A 22134-nucleotide genomic window follows, 5' to 3' on the forward strand; every position below is an offset into this window, starting at 1 on the left:
AGCGTGTCTCCTTCAGGCGCGACCGTTAGCGTCGCCCGCGAGCACCTGCGCGATATGCAGCACGCGCGTGGCCGTGTCGCCCGTGCGGCGCAGGCGCCCTTCGATGTTCAGCATGCAGCCGAGATCGCCGAGCACCACCGCATCCGCGCCGCTCGCCCGGATATTCGCGCATTTCTCGTCGACGATCGCCGTCGAGATGTCGCCGTACTTCACCGCGAACGTGCCGCCGAAGCCGCAGCAGTGTTCGCAGTTGGGCATTTCCGTCACCGGCACGCCGGCCTGCGCGAGCAGTTCGCGCGGCTGCGCCTTCACGCCGAGTTCACGCAGGCCGGAGCAGGAATCGTGATACGTGACGACGCCCTCGAAAACGCCCGGCTCGATGCGCGCCTTCGCCACCGTGACGAGGAAATCGGTCAGTTCGAACACGCGCGGCTGCATCCGCGAGAAGCGGTTCATGAGTTCGGGATCGTCGCGGAAGAGATCGCCGTAATGCGCGCGGATCATGCCGCCGCATGAACCCGACGGCACCACGACGTAGTCGAAGCGCTCAAACTCGCGCAGCGTCTTTTCGGCGAGATCGCGCGCGATCCGGCGGTCGCCCGAGTTGTAGGCAGGCTGGCCGCAGCATGTTTGCGCGGGCGGAACACTGACTTCGAAGCCGGCGCGCTCGATCAGCTTGATGACGGAGAAGCCGATTTCCGGGCGCATCATGTCGATGAGACACGTGACGAACAAGCCGACTCGCATGGCGTTTCCTTCCTTATGGACGTGGTACGGAACACGCCCGATTATCCGCGAAAAGCGCGCGCGAGCGCCTGTCGCGCCGCGCATTGCTTTTCACATTATGAGATACAATGACGCCTCCGCTGTTTGACGCATCAACCGATCTTCCACGATGAGCGATACGAACCCGGAATCCAAGACATCCATTCAGGTGATCGAGCGCATGATGAGCCTGCTCGACGCGCTCGCCGAGCATACCGATCCGGTCAGCCTGAAAGAACTGTCGCACGACACTCGCCTGCATCCTTCCACCGCGCACCGCATCCTGAACGACATGGTGCTCTGCCGGCTCGTCGACCGTTCCGATCCCGGCACGTACCGGCTCGGCATGCGTCTGCTGGAACTCGGCAATCTGGTAAAGGCGCGGCTTTCCGTGCGCGAAGCCGCAATGCCGCCGATGCGCGAGTTGCATCGTCAGACGGGGCAGACGGTCAACCTCTCCGTGCGTCAGGGCGACGAGATCGTGTATATCGAGCGCGCGTATTCGGAGCGCTCGGGCATGCAGGTCGTGCGGGCCATCGGCGGGCGCGCGCCGCTGCATCTCACGTCGGTCGGCAAGCTGTTTCTCGCCGCCGACGAAGCCTCGCGCGTGCGCGCCTACGCAACGCGCACCGGGCTATCGGGACACACGCAGAACAGCATTACGGATCTCGCGAAGCTGGAACGCGAGTTGTCGTTCGTGCGCCAGCAGTCGTGCGCGCGCGACAACGAGGAATTGGAACTCGGCGTGCGCTGCATCGCCGCCGGAATTTACGATGACACCGGGCGGCTCGTCGCCGGGCTGTCGCTCTCCGCGCCGGCCGATCGCCTTCAGGACGCCTGGCTCACGCAACTGAGCCACACCGCGCTGGAAATCTCGCGGTCGCTCGGCTATCAGCCCGAACAGACGGACGCCCAGGCGCAACGCTGAACGGACCGCGAAAAGCAAAAAGCCGGTTTCGTCTCACGACGAACCCGGCTTTTCTTTTGCCTCGCGGCAAGCGTCAGGGATTCGCCCCGGCGCCCATGTCCGCGCTCATGATGTGCGGCTCGCCGAGCGTATCGAGATACGAACGCAGGCGGCTCGCATCGGCGAAGCGCGAATATTTGCCGTAGGAATCGAGCAGCACGATGATGACCGGCCGGCCATGCACGTTCGCCTGCATGACGAGGCACTCCCCCGCCTCGTTGATGAACCCGGTCTTCTGCAAACCGATGTCCCACGACGCATTGCGGATCAGCGCATTCGTGCTGTTGTACGCGAGCGTGCGCTTGCCCGTGAAGACGTCGTAGCTGCGGTCGGTCGAGAACTTGCGGATGAGCGGGTACTGATACGCGGCGTTCACCATCTTCACGAGGTCGCGCGCGCTCGACACGTTCAGGCTCGTGAGACCGGTGGAATTCTCGAAGTGCGTATCGGTCATGCCGAGCGCCTTCGCCTTCGCGTTCATCGCGGCGATGAACGCCGGGCGGCCGCCAGGGTAATAGCGCGACAGCGCCGCCGCCGCGCGGTTTTCCGATGCCATCAGCGCGATATGCAGCATGTCTTCGCGATTGAGCACCGAGCCGACCGACAGGCGCGAGCCGGTGTACTTCTCGTAGTCGCGGTCTTCGTCCGTCACCGTGATTTCGTCGGTGAGCGGCAAGTGCGAATCGAGCACGACCATCGACGTCATCAGCTTGGTGATCGACGCGATCGGCACGACGGCGCGCGAGTTCTTGTCGAAGAGCGTTTCGGACGTGTCCTGATCCACCACATAGGCGACGCTCGAGCGCAGCGCGAGGCTGTCGGGCGTGTCGTGCAGTCCGAACGCCTGCCCGACCGACGTGGCGCGCGGCTGAAATGCCACCGCGTGCACGGCAGCGCGGCGCGCGTGCGGGTCCATGTGGTAGTTCACGCGACGCTTGCGCGATGCCTTGGGCGCGTCGTCGTCTTCGGCGGCGGCGACTTTCGCGGCACGCGCGCCTTTCGACGCTTTCGCGACGCGCGCGGGCTTCTCGCTCTTCGCGGCGGCCTCGGATTTGACGGGTTTTTTGGCGGTCCTGGTGACGGTTGCGGATTTGGCAAGGGCTTCAGCCGGAGCCGCTGCGAAGGATGCCGCTACGGCGAGCGACACGGCGAGAGACAAAGCAGAGCGCAATGCCACGCCATGCACCACCTTTAGCGACGAAAACATTTCGGTTTTCATTAGTGTTCTGTTGGGCGGCTGGAGAGTACCGCCAAGTGTAGTGAAGCTGCGAAATTTAAGCAATATTAAGCACTTATCGGCGCTCTTTAAACCGAGTTGTAAGCGTTCATTGCTGGTTTGGGCACAATATGGGCATTGATCGGAAAAAACGATCGACGACCGGAAGGAGCCTGCGGCTGAAAACGCGCTTTCGCGGGAGACGACTCACACGTTGTCGGCAAAAACTTCTGAAACTTGAGTCCTGGCTGATGAAACGCGACCGCGAAGCGCGAAGCGGCAAGCGCCCCTCGTGTCGCGCTGCAGCGCATGATTGATGAGCGTGGGATCGACAGTCGGAATGTTAACGGTTCTTCAACAAATTGGTGTACGGCAACATCCTAAAAATAGGACGGATGCGAGACTTATCTTATAAACAATCTCGATGTGCGCTTCACCGTCGGGCGCGCTTGGCTTCGTCCATCACCACCGGGCGCTGTCCGATAAGGTGCAGCGGTTCACGCCCCAAATCCAGCACGCTGACCAATCCGCTTACTTAAGCTCTTGTTTAACCAGCGTTTTCCCTCATTGTGCGGCGCACAAAAACTGCTTGACAACCATAGGAATATCTCTAAAATGGGCTCCATGTTGCGACGCACCAATGCAACGCGTACCGACTAGCAGCGCCTCCGCTGCGTCTACCAAACCACGACCCGCAATGATGGGTCGGCTATCAGGAGCCTGAGATGACCCTGTTGACCCCCGAGCAAATCGCCGCTGCACAGAAAGCCAACTTCGACGCCCTGTTCGGTCTGACGAACAAAGCCTTCGAAGGCATCGAGAAGCTCGTCGAACTGAATCTGCAAGTCGTGAAGTCGACGCTCGCCGAAGGCCAGGAAAACGCCCAGCGCGCGCTGTCCGTGAAGGACGCACAGGAACTGCTGGCGCTGCAAGCGAGCCTTTCGCAGCCGGTCGCGGAAAAGGTGCTGTCGTATGGCCGTCACCTGTATGAAATCGCGTCGGCCACGCAAGCCGAGTTCGCCCGCGTCGCGGAAGCGCAGTACGAAGAGCAGAACCGCAAGGTGCAAGCGCTCGTCGACAACGTCGCCAAGAACGCGCCTGCTGGTTCGGAAACGGCTGTCGCCGTGATGAAGTCGGCCATCACCGCCGCGAACACGACGTACGAAACGGTTCACAAGGCAACGAAGCAAGCTGTCGAAATCGCCGAAAGCAACTTCAACGCCGCCGCTACGGCCGCGACGAAGGCTGCCACGCAAGCGACCGAGCAAGCTGCTCGCGCCACGAAGCGCCCGACGATTGCCTAAGTCTTCATCGACTGGCTGACTCGTTCGAAGAACCCGGCTGCGGCCGGGTTTTTTCATGCGCGAGCGAAATGAAAAAGGCGCGTTGTCCGAAGACCACGCGCCTTTTTCGCATCTGCGCCAACCGCCCGCTTACTTCTTGCGCTGCGGCGGAAGGTCGGTACAGACACCCTCGTACAACTCGGCCGCCATGCCGATGGATTCGCCGAGCGTCGGATGCGGATGGATCGTGCGGCCGATGTCGGTCGCGTCCGCGCCCATCTCGACGGCGAGACACACTTCGCTGATGAGATCGCCCGCGTTCAGCCCGACAATGCCGCCGCCGATCACACGATGCGTCTCCTCGTCGAAGATCAGCTTGGTGAAACCCTCGTCGCGGCCATTGGCGATCGCGCGGCCCGACGCGGCCCACGGGAACACCGCCTTGCCGTACTTGATGCCCTCGGCCTTGCACTGGTCTTCCGTCTTGCCGGCCCACGCGACTTCCGGATCGGTGTAAGCCACCGAAGGAATCTGCATCGCGTCGAAATACGCCTTCTCGCCGTGCGCCGCTTCCGCCGCGACGTGGCCCTCGTGCACGGCCTTGTGCGCGAGCATCGGCTGGCCGACCAGATCGCCGATGGCGAAGATATGCGGCACGTTCGTGCGCATCTGCTTGTCGACATCGATGAAGCCGCGCTGCGTCACCGCGACGCCCGCCTTGTCTGCGCCGATCTTGCCGCCGTTCGGCGAGCGGCCGACCGACAGCAGCACGAGGTCGTAACGCTGCGGCTCCGCCGGCGCCTTTTCACCCTCGAACGTGACGTAGATGCCGTCTTCCTTCGCCTCGGCCTTCGTCGTCTTCGTCTTGAGCATGACGTTCGCGAAGCGCTTGGCGTTGAACTTCTCCCAGACCTTCACGAGATCGCGGTCCGCGCCCAACATCAGGCCGTCGAGCATTTCGACGACATCGATCTCGGCGCCGAGCGTCGAATAAACGGTCGCCATTTCCAGCCCGATGATGCCGCCGCCCACCACCAGCATGCGCTTGGGCAATTGACGCAGTTCCAGCGCGCCGGTGGAATCGACGACGCGCGGGTCATCCGGGAAGAACGGCAGCTTCACCGCCTGGGAACCGGCCGCGATGATCGCCTTCTGAAACTTGACGACCTTCTTGCCGCCCTCGCCCAGCACTTCCATGTGATGCGGATCGACGAACGTGCCGACACCCGTCACCACCTGCACCTTGCGCGCCTTCGCCATGCCGGCGAGCCCACCCGTCAGCTTCTTGACGACGCCTTCCTTGAAGCCGCGCAGCTTGTCGAGATCGATCGTCGGCTTGCCGAAGCTGATGCCGTGTTCGGCCAGCTCGTGCGTTTCGTCCATCACGAGCGCCGTGTGCAGAAGCGCCTTCGACGGAATGCAGCCGACGTTCAGGCACACGCCGCCGAGCGTCGAATAACGCTCGACGAGCACGGTCTTCATGCCGAGGTCCGCCGAGCGGAACGCCGCCGAATAACCGCCCGGACCCGCGCCCAGCACCAGCATGTCGCATTCGATGTCCGCCGAGCCGGAATAGCTGCCGGCTTGCGGCGCGGGCGCGGCGCTCGCCTTTTCCGCAGGTTGCGGCGCGGCGGCGGCCGGAGCCGTCGGAACCTGGGTCGTGCCGCCGCCCTGGCCTTCGAGCGTCAGGATGAGCGTGCCTTCCGAGACGTTGTCGCCGACCTTGACCTTCAGCTCCTTCACCGTGCCCGCGGCGGGCGAAGGCACGTCCATCGTCGCCTTGTCCGACTCGAGCGTGATGAGCGATTGTTCCTTCTCGACGGTGTCGCCCGGCTTCACGTGCACTTCGATGATCGGAATGTCCGTGAAGTCGCCGATGTCCGGCACCTTCACGTCCTGCACGCTGCCGCCCGCCGAAGCTTCCGGGGGCGCGGCGGGCTTCGCCGCCGACGCTTCCTTCGGCGCCGCGCCCGCTGCCGCGCTCGCGCCTTCGGTCTCGATCATCGCGATCACGGTGCCCTGCGAGACCTTGTCGCCCTGCTTGACCTTCACTTCCTTGATGGTGCCTGCCACGTCGGCGGGCACTTCCATCGTCGCCTTGTCGGTTTCGAGCGTGATGACGCCCTGTTCCTTTTCGATGACGTCGCCGGATTTGATATTGACTTCGATGACATCGACATCGGAGAAGTCGCCGATGTCGGGTACTTTTAGTTCGACGAGACTCATGGTGTCCCCTAGAAAAAAGCGGATGGAACCTCGGGCAGCGCCCAGGATTCCGCCGTCGGCCGGAACGCGCGCCCGGACCGTTACGTCCGGACGCGCGCCGCGATCAAGAGATCAAAGAATGACGCGACGGAAATCCGCCAGAATCGCCGACAGATAAGCGTTGAAGCGCGCGGCCTCGGCGCCGTCGATGACGCGATGGTCATACGACAGCGACAGGGGCAGCGTGAGGCGCGGCACGAACTGCTTGCCGTCCCACACGGGCTTCTGCTGGCCGCGCGACAGACCGAGGATCGCGACTTCAGGCGCGTTGATGATCGGCGTGAAGTGCGTCCCGCCGATGCCGCCCAGCGACGAAATCGAGAAGCAGCCGCCCTGCATCTGGTCCGGCTTCAGCTTGCCTTCGCGCGCGAGCTTCGACAGGTCCGTCATTTCCTTCGCGATGTCGACGAGGCCCTTCTTGTCCGCGTCGCGAATCACCGGAACGACGAGACCGTTCGGCGTATCGGCCGCGAAACCGACGTGGTAGTACTGCTTGAAGACGAGATTGTCGCCGTCGAGGCTCGCGTTGAAGGTCGGGAACTTCTTCAGCGCCGCGACCACGGCCTTGATGACGAACGCGAGCATCGTGAACTTCACGCCCGCTTTCTCGTGCTCCTTGTTGAGCTTCACGCGCAGCGCCTCGAGGTCCGTGATGTCCGCTTCGTCGTTGTTCGTGACGTGCGGGATCATCACCCAGTTGCGATGCAGGTTCGCGCCCGAAATCTTCTTGATGCGCGACAGCGGCTTCGGATTGACAGGGCCGAACTTCGAGAAGTCGACCTTCGGCCACGGCAGCAGACCCAGCTCGCCGCCGCCACCGCCGGCCGGAGCCGCCGCTGCGGGCGCTGCGCCCTGACCGCTCATCACGCCCTTCACGAACGCGGTGACGTCGCCCTGCGTGATGCGGCCCTTGGGACCCGTGCCCTTGACGCGCGTGACATCGACGCCCAGTTCGCGCGCGAACTTGCGCACCGACGGCGACGCATGGCTCGACGTGCGCGTGCCGTCGCCGGCCGGCATGACGGGCGCCTGCGCGAGCGCGGACGGCGCTTCCTTCGAAGCGGGCGGCGCGGCCTTCGCGGGCGCATCGGGCGGCGCCTGGACAGCCTTCTGCGCTTCCTGCTTCGCGGGCGCCGGGGCGGCAGCCGCGCCGCCGTCGCCGCCTTCGAGCACGAGAATCAGCGATCCTTCGGAGACCGTATCGCCGATCTTGACCTTCAGTTCCTTGACCGTGCCCGCGGCGGGGCTCGGCACATCCATCGTCGCCTTGTCGGATTCCAGCGTGACGAGCGACTGCTCCTTTTCCACCTTGTCGCCGACCTTCACCGCGATCTCGATGATCGGAATGTCCGTGAAGTCGCCGATATCCGGCACCTTTACGTCGACCGATCCGCCGCCGCCCGAGGCTTGCGCGGGCTGCGATTGCGTCTGCGTCTGCGCGGGCGCTTCCTGCTTCGCGGGCGCGGCGGACGACGCCGCGGCGTTCGCGCCGCCTTCCAGCACGACGATCAGCGTGCCTTCCGACACGTTGTCGCCCACCTTGACTTTCACTTCCCTGACCGTGCCCGCTGCCGAACTGGGCACGTCCATCGTCGCCTTGTCGGATTCGAGGGTGACGAGGGATTGTTCCTGCTCAACGACATCGCCGGCCTTGACCAGAACCTCGATCACCGGAATGTCCTTGAAATCGCCGATGTCCGGCACTTTGACTTCGATCGCTTGACTCATTATTAGTGTCTCCTGGGTTGCACACGGCCTCTTTCCGCTTCGGAAAGAGGCCGCGTCACAACGCTCGGGGGCGATGCCTTTAGACGGTCATCGGGTTGGGTTTGGCCGGGTCGAGGTTGTACTTCGCGATCGCGTCCGCGACGACCTTGCGCTCGATCGCGCCTTCGTCGGCGAGCGCGTTGAGCGCCGCGAGCGTCACCCAGTAGCGGTCGACTTCGAAGAAGTGGCGCAGCGCCTCGCGCGTATCCGAGCGGCCGTAGCCGTCGGTGCCGAGCACGACGAACTTGCCCGGCACGTAGCCGCGAATCTGGTCGACGAGCGCGCGGATATAGTCCGTCGATGCGATCACCGGGCCTTGAGCGCCCTTCAGCAGCTTCGTGACGTGCGGCACGCGCCGCTCTTCGGTCGGATGCAGCAGGTTCCAGCGTTCGCAGTCCTGGCCTTCGCGCGCGAGTTCGGTGAAGCTCGGCACGCTCCAGAGGTCCGCGGAAACGCCCCAGTCGTTCTTCAGCAGATCGGCGGCGGCGATGACCTCGTTGAAGATCGTGCCCGCGCCCATCAACTGAACGTGCGCCTTGGCGGGCGCGTCGGCCTTCTTGAACGCGTACATGCCCTTGATGATGTCCGCCGCGACCGATTCGCCTTGCGGGATCGCCGGATGCTCGTAGTTCTCGTTCATCACGGTGACGTAGTAGTACACGTCCTCCTGCTCCGCGACCATGCGGCGCAGGCCGTCCTGCATGATGACGGCGAGTTCGTAGCCGAAGGTCGGGTCGTAGCTCACGCAGTTCGGAATCGACGCGGCCCACATGAGCGAGTGGCCGTCTTCGTGCTGCAGGCCTTCGCCGTTGAGCGTCGTGCGGCCAGCGGTGCCGCCGAGCAGGAAGCCGCGCGAGCGCATGTCGCCCGCGGCCCACGCCAGATCGCCGATGCGCTGGAAGCCGAACATCGAGTAGAAGATGTAGAACGGGATCATGATCTCGCCGTGCGTCGAGTACGACGTCGCCGCCGCGATCCAGTCGCACATGCCGCCCGCTTCGTTGATGCCTTCCTGCAGAATCTGGCCGCTCTCCGTTTCCTTGTAGAACATGAGCTGGTCGGAATCTTCCGGAATGTACTTCTGACCGTCCTGATTCCAGATGCCGATCTGACGGAAGAGCCCTTCCATGCCGAAGGTGCGCGACTCATCCGGGACGATCGGCACGACGCGCTTGCCGAGCGTCTTGTCCTTGAGCAGGATGTTGAGAATCCGCACGAAGGCCATCGTCGTGGAGATTTCGCGGCCTTCGCCCGTGCCCTTCAGCAGCGGCTCGAATGCCGACAGTTCCGGCACCGGCAGCGATTCCGCCTTCTCGCGGCGCGCCGGCAGATAGCCGCCCAGGTCCATGCGCTTCTGGCGCATGTATTCGAGTTCCTTCGAACCTTCCTCGAACGTGAGATACGGCACGTCGGCGATCTGCTCGTCGGTGAGCGGCAGACGGAACTGGTCGCGGAATTTCTTCAGCGTGTCGATCGGCAGCTTCTTCTGCTGGTGCGTGATGTTCATCGCCTGGCCGTGCTCGCCCATGCCATAGCCCTTGATGGTCTTGGCGAGGATGACGGTCGGCGCGCCCTTGGTCCGGGTCGCTGCGTCGAAAGCTGCGTAGATCTTGTGCGGATCGTGGCCGCCGCGGTTCAGGTTCCAGATGTCGTCATCGGACCAGTCGGCGACGAGCGCCTTCAGTTCCGGCGTGTTGAAGAAATGCTCGCGCACGAACGCGCCCGATTCCGACTTGTACGTCTGGTATTCGCCGTCGACGACTTCCATCATGCGGCGCATGAGCGCGCCCGTCTTGTCGCGCGCGAAGAGCGCATCCCAGCGGCTGCCCCACACGACCTTGATGACGTTCCAGCCCGCGCCGCGGAACTCGCTTTCCAGTTCCTGAATGATCTTGCCGTTGCCGCGCACCGGGCCGTCCAGACGCTGCAAATTGCAGTTAATGACGAACACGAGGTTGTCCAGACGCTCGCGGCCGGCCATGCCGATCGCGCCGAGCGATTCCGGCTCGTCCGTTTCGCCGTCGCCGAGGAACGCCCAGACCTTGCGGCCTTCGGTCTTCGCGATGCCGCGCGCCTGCATGTACTTCATGAAGCGCGCCTGGTAGATCGCCATGATCGGGCCGAGGCCCATCGAGACGGTCGGGAATTGCCAGAAGTCGGGCATCAGCCACGGATGCGGATACGACGAAATGCCTTCGCCGCCCACCTCCTGACGGAAATTGTCGAGCTGCTTCTCGGTCAGGCGGCCGAGCAGGAACGCGCGCGAGTACACGCCCGGCGACGAGTGACCCTGCACGAACACGAGATCGCCGCCGTGCTCTTTGGACGGCGCATGCCAGAAGTGGTTGAAGCCGACGTCATACAGTGTCGCGGCCGACGCGAACGACGCGATGTGCCCGCCGACGTTGGTGTCCTTGCCCGCGCGCAGCACCATCGCGATGGCGTTCCAGCGCGTGTACGAGCGGATGCGGTGTTCGACGTCCTGGTCGCCCGGAATCTTCGCCTGCGATGCGACCGGAATCGTGTTGATGTACGGCGTGTTCGCCGAGAACGGCAGGTGCTCGCCGTGCACGCGAGCGAATTCGATCTGTTTCTCGATCAGGTAATGCGCGCGGTTCGGACCGACCGCGGAAATCACGCCATCGAGCGCTTCCAGCCATTCGGCGGTTTCCTGGGGATCGTCGTCCTTGGCATTGGCGACATATTTCAGAACTTCGTCGGGTACAGCGGACATGCTCGTCTCCTGATATGAGGAACGCTCTATGAACAGCCAACACACGCCCGCAGGTGATCGGGCACTGGCCGCGTGCCGGCAATTCTAAAGAGGGTCCAGACCTTGTAGCAAGGAATTTTTCGAATCATGAGACTCGATCTCATGATGTGAAAAAATGCTGCAATGCACCGTCCGATATAGGTTTTGGTTCTGACGTTTCTCCTCCTTTTCCCGCGTTCGAGGCTTCTTCACCGTCTTTTTACGCCAATTAACAATCGGGTGCTGCGTTACAATCGCTCCCATGTTGACTGACCGGCTGATCAAACGCTCGGCGCGAGTCCCCAAGAAGCCGACCGACTCGTCGCCCTCCCGCTGGCACCACGGACCGTGGTGGTCGAACTCCTATTTACTCACGCCGCTCATTTCGATCCTCGTTTTTCTGGTCGTCATGAGCCTGATTTTATGGAGCCTCAACCGGCGCGAACAGCAGCAGCAGGAAGACACGCTCTACCGCAACGTCGCCTGGGCCCAGCAGCAAATCCGTCTTTCGATGACGGGTGCGCAAGAACAAATCCAGGCCCTTTCGCGCGACATCGCCGGCGGCCACGGCGACCCGCAGAACTTCCAGACCGCATCGACCGACATCATGCAGGGGCATCCCGAGATCCTCTACATGAACTGGTATACGAGCGAGCACAAGCCGCGCTGGCCCAATACGCCGCTGCCGGTGCTGGGCTCGCGCCTCGCGAAGCCCAACGACACGCAAATGGACGAAGCCGTGCAGGCGGCCTTCGACGAAGCCCGCACCACGCGCCGTCAGGTGTATTCCCCTCTTCTTTACGACGACCTCGGCAACGGTTACATCACGCTGCAGACGCCGGTGTTTCGCGACCGCGAATTCCTCGGATCGATCGCGGCGGTGTTTTCGATCGAAGGCATTCTGAAGCACGACATTCCGAGCGAACTGTCGGCGAAGTACAAGATCTCCATCACCGATCTGAACAATCGCGAACTCGCGACCACGTCGAGCCGCCCGCGCCTGCCGCGCGACATGTTCTACGACCTGCCGCTCGATCCGCCCGGACAAGGCTTGTCGGTGCGCGTGTACTCGTACCCGCAGCTCACGAATTTCACGAACAACACGCTCGTCTGGCTCGTCGCGGGTTTGTCGTGCTTCGTGCTCTGGAGCCTCTGGAGTCTCTGGAAGCACACGCGCCAGCGCTTCGAGGCGCAGCAGGCGCTCTATGCCGAAGCGTTCTTCCGCCGCGCGATGGAAAACTCGGTGCTGATCGGCATGCGCGTGCTCGACATGCACGGCCGCATCACGCACGTCAATCCGGCGTTCTGCCGCATGACGGGCTGGGACGAAAGCGATCTCGTCGGCAAGAACGCGCCGTTTCCGTATTGGCCGCGCGACGCGTACCCGGAAATGCAGCGCCAGCTCGACATGACGCTGCGCGGCAAGGCGCCCTCGTCCGGATTCGAGCTGCGCGTGCGTCGCAAGGACGGCTCGTTCTTCCACGCGCGCCTGTACGTGTCGCCGCTCATCGACAGTTCGGGGCGTCAGACCGGCTGGATGTCGTCGATGACGGACATCACCGAACCCAAGCGCGCCCGCGAAGAACTCGCCGCCGCGCATGAACGCTTCACCACCGTCCTCGAAAGCCTCGACGCCGCCGTGTCCGTGCTCGCCGCCGACGAAGCCGAGCTGCTCTTCGCGAACCGCTATTACCGGCACCTGTTCGGCATTCGCCCGGACGGCCATTTGCAACTGGCGGGCGCCGCTTTCGAAGGCAGCGCGCAAAGCTCGTCGGACAGCATCGACATGATCGACACCTACGCCGGCCTGCCCACGGCGGCGCTGACCGAAAGCTCGGCGGACGCGCAGGAGGTCTACGTCGAAGGCATCCAGAAGTGGTTCGAAGTGCGCCGCCAGTACATTCAGTGGGTGGACGGCCATCTCGCGCAGATGCAGATCGCAACGGACATCACGCAGCGCAAACAGGCGCAGGAACTCGCGCATCAGCAGGAAGAGAAGCTCCAGTTCACGAGCCGCCTCATGACGATGGGCGAAATGGCTTCGTCGCTCGCTCACGAACTGAATCAGCCGCTCGCCGCGATCAACAACTACTGCTCCGGGTGCGTCGCGCTCGTGAAGTCCGGCCGCATGACGCAGGAAACGCTTCTTCCGGTGCTGGAAAAGACCGCGCAGCAGGCCGTGCGCGCGGGCATGATCATCAAGCGCATCCGCGAGTTCGTGAAGCGCAGCGAGCCCAAGCGCCAGGCGACGCGCGTGGCGGACATCGTCGCGGACGCGGTCGGCCTCGCGGAGATCGAGGCGAGAAAACGAAAGATTCGCATCGTCACCGAAATCCGCTCGCGCATGCCCGTGATCTACGTCGATCCCGTTTTGATCGAACAAGTGTTGGTCAACCTGTTGAAAAACGCGGCAGAAGCGATGCATGATGCGAAACCGAATGCCGTCGATCCCGTGATCCGCGTGGTCGTGCAGCGCACGGACGGCACCTTCGTTTGCATCAGCGTGGTCGATCAAGGCCCGGGCGTGGACGAAGCCACCGCCGAGCGCCTCTTCGAGCCGTTCTACAGCACGAAGTCCGACGGCATGGGCATGGGCCTCAACATCTGCCGCTCGATCATCGAGTCGCATCGCGGGCGCCTGTGGGTGGTGAACAACGTGGAATCCGATGGCCAGGTCACGGGCGCGACCTTCCATTGCAGCCTGCCTATCGGCGAGATGGACGGCTCGTCGGGATCGGGCCCGGCCGCGGAAGCAGACGACGAACACACGAATACGAGACAACAAACAGTTACGGGAGAACTATGAGCAGTCCAGTCACCACCCAGGAAACGGTCTTTGTCGTCGACGATGACGAAGCCGTGCGTGATTCTCTGCGCTGGCTGCTCGAGGCCAACGGCTATCGCGTGCAGTGCTTCTCGAGCGCGGAGTCGTTTCTCGACGTCTACCTGCCGGTCGCGCATTCCGGCGCGATCTCGTGCCTGATTCTCGACGTGCGGATGGCCGGCATGACCGGCCTCGAATTGCAGGAAAAGCTGATCGCGGAAAACTCGGTGTTGCCGATCATTTTCGTGACGGGTCATGGCGACGTGCCGATGGCCGTCTCGACGATGAAGAAAGGCGCGATGGATTTCATCGAAAAGCCGTTCGACGAAGCGGAACTGCGCAAGCTGGTCGAGCGCATGCTTGAGAAGGCACGCAGCGAAAGCACCAGCGTTCAGCAGCAGCGCGCGGCCGCCGAACGCCTCGGCAAGCTGACGGCGCGCGAGCATCAGGTGCTCGAGCGCATCATCGCGGGCCGGCTCAACAAGCAGATTGCGGACGACCTCGGCATCAGCATCAAGACGGTCGAAGCGCACCGCGCGAACATCATGGAGAAGCTCTCGGTGAACACGGTCGCGGACCTTTTGCGTCTCGCGCTCTCGAACAAGCCGCAGCAGTAAAGCATCACGCCGTTTCTCGACGTGGCCGCGCGCAATGCCGGCCACGTTTTTTATTGCTCCGGCCTTTTACGCCGACGTCCCTTCCCTGCCTGCAACTGCGAAACGTGACATTTCGTGTTTCGCGTTGACACCTTTCGCGGCGGCCCCGAAAGTTGATCGTGCCCCAACACTGGAGTCGATCATGCGTGACAAGGCAACCGCTGCCCGCACGGGCAAACGTTCCACTTTCGTGCCCAACGCCGCGCGCACGTCTTCATCGCTTGGCCGTGCAGCCGAACCCCCGGCTTCCTTTCGCAGTTCCGCTCATTCCCGCTCATCCGCCGACGAACCGCCGCAGTCTTTGCACGCTGGCGGCGAAGTCGCGCGCCGAACGCCCGAAACAGGAGACTCAGCCTTGAAAATAACGCCATGCACGCCCCGCGCGGAGCGCTTGCGTGCGGCACGCGTGCTCGCGCTCGCCGCCGCGCTCGCCGCCGCACCGCTTGCCGTGCTTCACGCACCGCCCGCGAAAGCTCAGGCGCAGACCAGCGCAGCCGCCGCGCAGAAACTCTCGGACCAGCAATTGGACGCGCTTCTCGCGCCCATCGCGCTCTATCCGGACGCGCTCCTCGCGCAGGTGCTGATGGCGTCGACCTATCCTCAGGATGTCGAAGCGGCCGCGCAATGGTCGAAGGCGAACGCCAGCGTCAAGGGCGACGACGCCGTAAAAGCGGTCCAGTCGCAGCCGTGGGATCCGAGCGTGCAATCGCTGGTTGCGTTTCCGCAGGCACTTGCAACGATGGCGTCGAAGCCGGACTGGATGACGCAGCTCGGCAACGCGTTCATCGCGCAGTCCGGCGACGTGATGGATTCCGTGCAGCGCCTGCGCCGCTCGGCCCAGAGCGCCGGCAACTTGAAGACGACGGAGCAGCAGAAGGTGGTCGTCGAACAGAGCACGATTCAGATCGTGCCCGCGAATCCGCAAGTGGTCTACGTGCCGACCTACAACCCGACCGTCGTCTACGGCGCGTGGCCGTATCCGGCGTATCCGCCGGTCTACGTTCCCCCGCCGCCCGGCTATGCGATCGCGACCGGCTTTGCCACCGGTCTCGCATTCGGCGCGGGCATTGCGGTGGCGAATTCGCTGTGGGGCAATTGCGACTGGAATCATCACGACGTGAACATTAACGTCAACCGCTACAACAACATCAACGTGAACAACCGCATCAGCGGGAACGGCAACAACGTGCGGTGGAATCGCAACGATCCGCAGTTCAACCGGAACAACTACGCGAACCGGCAGAACGTCGGGAATCAGAACCTCGGCGGGGTGAACCGCGATCAGTTTCGCGGACGCGATCAGGCGCGCGCTCAGGCGGCACAGACGCTGCAGCAGCGCACCGGGCAGAACCTGAACCAATCGGCGAGCCAGCGCGTGCAGAACATCCGGCAGGGCGGCGGAGCGCGCGGCGCGGGCAACGGCGAGCTTCAGCAGCGCGCGCAGAGCGTCAACCGCAACAACGCGCTGCGCGGCGCGGGCGATGGCAATGCGGCGCGTCAGGACATCCAGCGCGGACAAGCGAGCCGGCAAGCATTCGCGAGCGCGCATCCGAACGCCGGCGGCTTCGAGCACGCGGGCGGCGCGCCCGGCATGGGCGGCGGCATGCAGCATCCCGGCCCAGGAGGCGCGGGTCTGCATGGCGGCGGCTTCCATCGCCGATGATCCGCCACCCCCGTTCAGCCCCGCACGCCCGATTCAGGAGCCCGAGATGATTCCATTCAGAACAGTCACCGCAAACCGAACGTTTCTTCTGCGCGCGTCCATTGCCGCCGCGTGCGTAACGCTTTCGCTCGCCGCGCCGCTCACCCGCGCGCAAGCCGTCTACCCGACGCCCGACGCCGCCGCGCAAGCCCTCACCGACGCGATTGCGTCGCAGGACGAGGCCGCGCTCTCGAAGGTGCTCGGCAAGGATCACGCGCATTACGTGCCGACCGGCGACATCGGCGAAGATGACGTCTATCAATACCTCGGCTCGTGGGCCAAGGGACACCGCATCGTCGAAGAGGCTGCTTCGCACGCGGGCGCCAGGCGCGCGCACGTCGAAGTGGGCGACAGCGGCTGGACGCTGCCGATTCCGCTCGTCGATACGGGCAAAGGCTGGCGCTTCGACATGCCCGCCGCGCGCGACGAAGTGCTGACGCGACACATCGGCCGCAACGAGCGTTCGGTGATGCACGTCGCGCTCGCCTACGTGGATGCGCAGAACGACTACCGCAAGCTCATGAACCGCTACGCCGACCGCTTCGTCAGCACGCCCGGCAAGCATGACGGACTGTATTGGGAAACCGCGCCGGGCGAACCCGAAAGCCCGCTCGGTCCGCTCGCGGCCGCGATGCCGAACAAGGCGACGGCCTCGGGCGGGTACTACGGCTACCACTACCGCATGCTCGGCGCGCAAACATCGGGTTCGAAAGACGGCGCTGCCGGTGAAGGGTTCGGGCTGATCGCGTGGCCCGCGAAGTACGGCGAAACAGGCGTGATGTCCTTCATGATCGACCAGCGCGGCCAGCTTTATCAGAAGAACCTCGGGCCGGCGTCGGCGCGCGTGGCGTCGTCGGTCAAGGCGTTCCATCCGGATTCGTCGTGGCAGCCGGTGACGCCATAGACGTCCAGTGAGGAGCGCGTCGGCGAATGCGCCGCCGGACGCCCGAAAGCGCCCGGCGGTATAATCTCGCGCTTCCGACAAGGGCATCAAACGCCCCGGCGACGCCCCCTTTCCGCAGGGTCGGCACCTTCTGCACGCTTCGCTGCCGGCTCGCCGCTCCTCGTCACACGCCCATCCCCGATCCGATCCGATTCGCCATGACTGCCCAACTCATCGACGGCAACGCCCTCTCCAAGACTCTTCGCGCCGATGTCGCCGCGCGCGCGGCCGCCCTCACCGCTCGCGGACACACACCGGGACTCGCCGTCGTGCTGGTCGGCGACAATCCGGCGAGCGAAGTCTATGTGCGCAACAAGGTGAAGGCGTGCCAGGACAACGGCCTGCATTCGGTGTTCGACCGCTTCCCCGCGTCGCTCTCGGAAGACGAACTGCTCGCGCACATCGACACGCTGAACGCCGATCCGTCCATCCACGGCATCCTCGTGCAATTGCCGCTGCCCGCGCACATCGACAGTCACAAGGTCATCGAGGCGATTGCGCCGGAGAAGGACGTCGACGGCTTTCACGTCGCCAATGCGGGCGCGCTCATGACCGGCAAGCCGCTCTTTCGCCCGTGCACGCCGTATGGCGTGATGAAGATGTTCGAAGCGCACGACATCGATCTCAAGGGCGCGAACGCGGTGGTCATCGGCCGCTCGAACATCGTCGGCAAGCCGATGGCGCTCCTGCTGCTCGAAGCCGGCGCGACCGTCACCATCTGTCACAGCAAGACGCGCGATCTCGCGAAGCACACGCGCGACGCGGATGTCGTCGTTGCCGCCGTGGGCCGCCGCAACATCCTGACCGCCGACATGGTCAAGCCGGGCGCAACGGTGATCGATGTCGGCATGAATCGCGACGATGCCGGCAAGCTCTGCGGCGACGTCGATTTCGCGGGCGTGAAGGAAGTCGCGGGCTACATGACGCCGGTGCCGGGCGGCGTCGGCCCGATGACCATCACGATGCTGCTGGTCAATACGATCGAAGCCGCCGAGCGCGCGGCGAACGCGTAAGCGCTTCGCGGGGACGCCAATCGTCCCCTTAAAAACATTCGATTGGATTTTGCCCCTGCCGCCCCAATAATCTCCGAATAGCATCCGGACAACGGCCGGCGCGGGCCTCGACATTGCTGGCCCGTTCCGCGCTTCACTGAACACAGAACTGGGAGAGCCATGAGCGATAACAACGCAGCAACGTCGGCCAACACAGCATCGAATCCGCTGCTCGATTTCTCGGACCTGCCGCGATTCGGCGAGATCAGGCCCGAGCACGTCACGCCGGCGCTCGACGTGCTGCTCGCGTCCGCCAAGAGCGCGGTCGACCGCGCGAGCGCGCCCGAGACGCACGCAACGTGGAAGGACGTCGTCGAGACGGTCGAGCAGGAATCGGAGAAGCTGTCGCGCGCGTGGGGCATCGTCGGGCATCTGAACGCGGTCGCCGACACGCCCGAACTGCGCGCCGCCCATGCCGAAAACCTGCCGCGCGTCACGGAATTTTCCGCGAGCGTCGGCCAGAATCTCGCGCTGTACGAAAAGTACAAGGCCATCGCCGCGGGCGATGAATTCGCCGGCCTTTCGCCCGAGCGCAAGAAGATTCTAGAGAACGCGCTGCGCGACTTCCGCCTGTCCGGTGCGGAACTGCCCGAAGACCGCAAGCCGCGCTTCGCTCAGTTGCAGGAAGAACAGGCCGCGCTTTCCAAGGCGTTTTCGGATCATGTTCTCGATTCGACCAACGCGTATTCCTACGTCGTCACGCAAGAAAGCGATCTCGCGGGCCTGCCCGATGACACGATCGAAGCCGCACGCGAAGCCGCGCAGAAGGAAGGCAAGGACGGCTGGAAGTTCACGCTGCATTTCCCCTCGTATTTTCCCGTGCTGCAGTACGCGCAGCATCGCCCGATGCGCGAAGCCATGTATCGCGCGTATGTCACGCGCGCGTCCGAACTCGGCGCAACCTACGGCAACGGCAAGGCCGAATGGGACAACACGCAGAACATCGTCGAGCATCTGAAGCTGCGTCAGGAAGAAGCGCGCACGCTCGGCTATCAGAACTTCGCGGAAGTGTCGCTCGCGCCGAAGATGGCGGAGTCGCCCGCGCAGGTCATCGCGTTTCTCGAAGACCTCGCTAAACGCGCGCGTCCGTATGCCGAAAACGACTGGATGGAGCTGCGCGCGTTCGCGGCCACCGAACTCGGCATGCCGGAGCTTCAGCCGTGGGACATCGCGTATGCCGCCGAGAAGCTGCGCCAGAAGCGTTATTCGTTCTCCGAGAACGAAGTGAAGCAATACTTCCCGCAGGAAGCGGTGTTGAAGGGCCTGTTCAAGGTCACCGAAACCTTGTTCAACGTCACGATCCGCCGCGACGAAGCCGCCGTCTGGAACCCCGACGTGCGCTTTTTCCGCGTCGAGAACAAGGACGGCACGCTCGTCGCGCAGTTCTATCTCGATCTCTACGCGCGCGAAGGCAAGCGCGGCGGCGCGTGGATGGACGACGCCCGCGCCCGTCACAAGCGCAGCGAAGGCGGCGTGCAGACGCCGGTCGCGTATCTCACCTGCAATTTCTCCGCGCCTGTGGGCGGCAAGCCCGCGCTCTTCACGCACGACGAAGTCATCACGCTGTTCCACGAATTCGGGCACGGCCTGCATCACATGCTCACGCGCGTGGAGGAACTCGGCGTGTCGGGCATCAACGGCGTCGAATGGGATGCGGTCGAGCTGCCGTCGCAGTTCATGGAGAACTTCTGCTGGGAGTGGGACGTGCTCACCGACATGTCCGCGCACGTCGAAACCGGCGCGCCGCTGCCGCGCGCGCTCTTCGACAAGATGCTCGCCGCGAAGAACTTCCAGAGCGGTCTCGGCACGCTGCGCCAGATCGTCTTCTCGATGTTCGACATGGTGCTGCACACGTCCTACGATCCGAACGGCGCGCAGAACGTGAACGACCTCGCGCGCGAGATCAACGAGAAGTTCCATGTGATTCCGCAGGCGCCGTTCTCGCGCTGGCCGAACACCTTCAGCCATATCTTCGCGGGCGGCTACGCGGCGGGCTACTACAGCTACAAGTGGGCCGAAGTGCTTTCCGCCGATGCCTACGCCGCGTTCGAGGAAGCGGCGAAGTCGGCGAACGGCTCCGTGCTGGATGCGCAGACGGGCATCCGCTATCGCCGGGAGATTCTCGAAGTCGGCGGCAGCCGTCCCGCGATGGATTCGTTCAAGGCGTTCCGCGGACGCGAGCCGAACATCGACGCCCTTTTGCGTCATAACGGCATGAGCGGCCAGACCGACACGCTGCACTGACGCACAAAGTCGTTCAAGCGCTCGAAGCCCCGGCCCGACAGCCGGGGCTTTTTACTTCAACGTCTGATTCTGAAATCCACTTCGGCGGGCCGGCCTTCGAGCGCGAGCGTCGCGCGCACGGCCGGACTGCGGCTGATCACCTTCCCTGCCCGGATGACCGCCGTGCGCGACGCGCGCAGGCGGATCGCTTCGACGGGATCGCGCGCGTCGAGCACGACGCAATCCGCGCGGCAGCCCGCTTCCACGCCATAGCCTTCCAGCCCGACAATGCGCGCGGGCGTGCTCGTCACGGCGTCGAAGCACGCGCGCATCGCATCGATCCCTGTCATCTGCGCGACGTGCAGGCCCATGTGCGCGACTTCCAGCATGTCGCCGGAGCCGAGGCTGTACCACGGATCCATCGCGCAGTCGTGGCCGAACGCCACGTCGATGCCCGCCGCCATCAGTTCGGGCACGCGCGTCATGCCGCGCCGCTTCGGGTAAGTGTCCGAGCGTCCCTGCAACGTGATGTTGATGAGCGGATTCGCAATCGCGGCGACGCCCGCCTCGCGCATCAGCGGAATCAGCTTGCTCACGTAGTAGTTGTCCATCGAATGCATCGACGTGAGATGGGAGCCTGTCACGCGGCCGTGCAATCCCAGCCGATGCGTCTCGGCCGCGAGCGTTTCGATGTGACGCGACATCGGATCGTCGGATTCGTCGCAGTGCATGTCCACGCGCAAACCGTGCTCCGCCGCGTATTCGCACAGCAGCGTCACGGACGCGGCGCCATCGGCCATCGTGCGCTCGAAGTGCGGAATGCCGCCGACGACATCGACGCCGAGCGCAATCGCGCGCTTCAGATTCTCGAAGGCGCCTGCGCTTCGCAATACGCCGTCCTGTGGAAACGCGACGAGTTGCAGATCCAGATACGGCTTCACGCGGCGCTTCACTTCGACGAGCGCTTCGGCAGCCAAAAGACGCGAATCGCAGACATCGACGTGCGAGCGGATCGCAAGCAGGCCGCGCGCGACGGCCCAGTCGCAATATTGCAGCGCGCGCTCGACGATGGCTTCCTGTGTAAGCACAGGCTTCAGTTCGCCCCACAGCGCAATGCCTTCGAGCAGCGTGCCGGACGCGTTCACGCGCGGCAGGCCGTAGGACAGCGTCGCGTCCATGTGGAAATGCGCGTCGACGAACGGCGCGCTCACGAGCGAGCCGTTCGCGTCGATCTCTTCGCGCGCAGTGGCGAAAAGATGCGGCTCGATGGCGGCAAAACGCCCCGCCTCGATGCCGATATCGACGAGCGCCGGCGAACGAACGAGCGCCGCGCGGCGAATGATGAGATCCATATGCGAGCCCTCGGCGTGGATGTTGGCCGATTGTAGCGGGACATAAAACCGCCGACGCGCCGCCTTCCGGCAACGCGCATGTGGGACGAAACGTTTGCATTCCCGACTTGGCCGAAACGCATGAGCGTTTGGCGGCTTGCCGACGATCACGTCTTTACAATCGCTGGCAACCTGCTGATGTCCCGCTGCCGTATCGCCTCACCATTTCGCACTGCTGTTTTCCACACGAGCCTCAAGGATGAACGTGACCGGCGTCGCATGCACGCGCCTCGCTCACGCGCTCGCGGATTCACCGAGCCGGCATCCCGAAGACTTCCCCGCCTCAATCGTTTGCGTCCCCTGTCCGATGGGCCGTGCGCGCAGGCGA

At 64.0% G+C, this 22134-nt stretch carries 14 protein-coding genes; 8 read left to right on the forward strand and 6 right to left on the reverse strand.

Annotated elements, in window-relative coordinates; all coding sequences use genetic code 11:
* Positions 1-12 precede the first annotated feature (12 nt).
* Positions 13-747, reverse strand: a complete 735-nt coding sequence (locus LDZ27_RS09100) for a (Fe-S)-binding protein (RefSeq protein WP_244813789.1) — start codon at positions 745-747, stop codon at positions 13-15.
* Positions 748-895: 148 nt separating this feature from the next.
* On the opposite strand from LDZ27_RS09100, the gene LDZ27_RS09105 reads away from it, so the two are divergent.
* Positions 896-1693: an IclR family transcriptional regulator gene (locus tag LDZ27_RS09105; protein ID WP_244813790.1), complete on the forward strand. Its 798-nt coding sequence runs from the start codon at positions 896-898 to the stop codon at positions 1691-1693.
* A 73-nt stretch (positions 1694-1766) separates the two neighbouring features.
* Here LDZ27_RS09105 and pbpG read toward each other — a convergent pair whose 3' ends face one another.
* Entirely contained in the window at positions 1767-2951 is a 1185-nt protein-coding gene (gene pbpG / locus LDZ27_RS09110) for a D-alanyl-D-alanine endopeptidase (RefSeq protein WP_244813791.1), read from the reverse strand.
* Positions 2952-3673: 722 nt separating this feature from the next.
* On the opposite strand from pbpG, the gene LDZ27_RS09115 reads away from it, so the two are divergent.
* Positions 3674-4252, forward strand: coding sequence for a phasin family protein (locus LDZ27_RS09115; RefSeq protein WP_244813792.1), 579 nt, complete (start codon positions 3674-3676; stop codon positions 4250-4252).
* A gap of 129 nt (positions 4253-4381) precedes the next feature.
* Here LDZ27_RS09115 and lpdA read toward each other — a convergent pair whose 3' ends face one another.
* The 3 genes from lpdA to aceE all read right to left on the reverse strand — a co-directional run bounded on the left by lpdA (position 4382) and on the right by aceE (position 10997).
* Entirely contained in the window at positions 4382-6457 is a 2076-nt protein-coding gene (gene lpdA / locus LDZ27_RS09120) for a dihydrolipoyl dehydrogenase (RefSeq protein ID WP_244813793.1), read from the reverse strand.
* A 111-nt stretch (positions 6458-6568) separates the two neighbouring features.
* Positions 6569-8224 carry a dihydrolipoyllysine-residue acetyltransferase gene (gene aceF / locus LDZ27_RS09125; protein ID WP_244813794.1) on the reverse strand — a complete coding sequence of 552 codons (1656 nt, stop codon included), beginning with the start codon at positions 8222-8224 and terminating at the stop codon, positions 6569-6571.
* Positions 8225-8303: 79 nt separating this feature from the next.
* Positions 8304-10997, reverse strand: coding sequence for a pyruvate dehydrogenase (acetyl-transferring), homodimeric type (aceE, locus tag LDZ27_RS09130; RefSeq protein WP_244813795.1), 2694 nt, complete (start codon positions 10995-10997; stop codon positions 8304-8306).
* A 280-nt stretch (positions 10998-11277) separates the two neighbouring features.
* Here aceE and fixL point away from each other — a divergent pair, with 280 nt between their 5' ends.
* The 6 genes from fixL to LDZ27_RS09160 all read left to right on the forward strand — a co-directional run bounded on the left by fixL (position 11278) and on the right by LDZ27_RS09160 (position 20436).
* Positions 11278-13821, forward strand: coding sequence for an oxygen sensor histidine kinase FixL (fixL, locus tag LDZ27_RS09135; RefSeq protein WP_244813796.1), 2544 nt, complete (start codon positions 11278-11280; stop codon positions 13819-13821).
* Positions 13818-14456 (forward strand): oxygen response regulator transcription factor FixJ, encoded by a 639-nt coding sequence (gene fixJ / locus LDZ27_RS09140; protein ID WP_244813797.1) that lies wholly within the window; start codon positions 13818-13820, stop codon positions 14454-14456. The genes fixL and fixJ overlap by 4 nt, the downstream gene beginning before the upstream one ends.
* A gap of 394 nt (positions 14457-14850) precedes the next feature.
* Positions 14851-16158: a DUF3300 domain-containing protein gene (locus LDZ27_RS09145; protein ID WP_370653287.1), complete on the forward strand. Its 1308-nt coding sequence runs from the start codon at positions 14851-14853 to the stop codon at positions 16156-16158.
* Between the two features lie 46 nt (positions 16159-16204).
* Complete coding sequence (locus LDZ27_RS09150; RefSeq protein WP_244813798.1) at positions 16205-17101, forward strand: DUF2950 domain-containing protein; 897 nt, start codon at positions 16205-16207, stop codon at positions 17099-17101.
* Between the two features lie 197 nt (positions 17102-17298).
* Complete coding sequence (gene folD / locus LDZ27_RS09155; RefSeq protein ID WP_244813799.1) at positions 17299-18153, forward strand: bifunctional methylenetetrahydrofolate dehydrogenase/methenyltetrahydrofolate cyclohydrolase FolD; 855 nt, start codon at positions 17299-17301, stop codon at positions 18151-18153.
* A 159-nt stretch (positions 18154-18312) separates the two neighbouring features.
* Positions 18313-20436: a M3 family metallopeptidase gene (locus tag LDZ27_RS09160; RefSeq protein WP_244813800.1), complete on the forward strand. Its 2124-nt coding sequence runs from the start codon at positions 18313-18315 to the stop codon at positions 20434-20436.
* Between the two features lie 56 nt (positions 20437-20492).
* Here LDZ27_RS09160 and LDZ27_RS09165 read toward each other — a convergent pair whose 3' ends face one another.
* Positions 20493-21767 carry an amidohydrolase family protein gene (locus LDZ27_RS09165; protein ID WP_244813801.1) on the reverse strand — a complete coding sequence of 425 codons (1275 nt, stop codon included), beginning with the start codon at positions 21765-21767 and terminating at the stop codon, positions 20493-20495.
* Between the last annotated feature and the right edge of the window lie 367 nt (positions 21768-22134).

The sequence above is a fragment of the Caballeronia sp. Lep1P3 genome (genome assembly GCF_022879595.1).
Classification (GTDB): Bacteria; Pseudomonadota; Gammaproteobacteria; order Burkholderiales; family Burkholderiaceae; genus Caballeronia.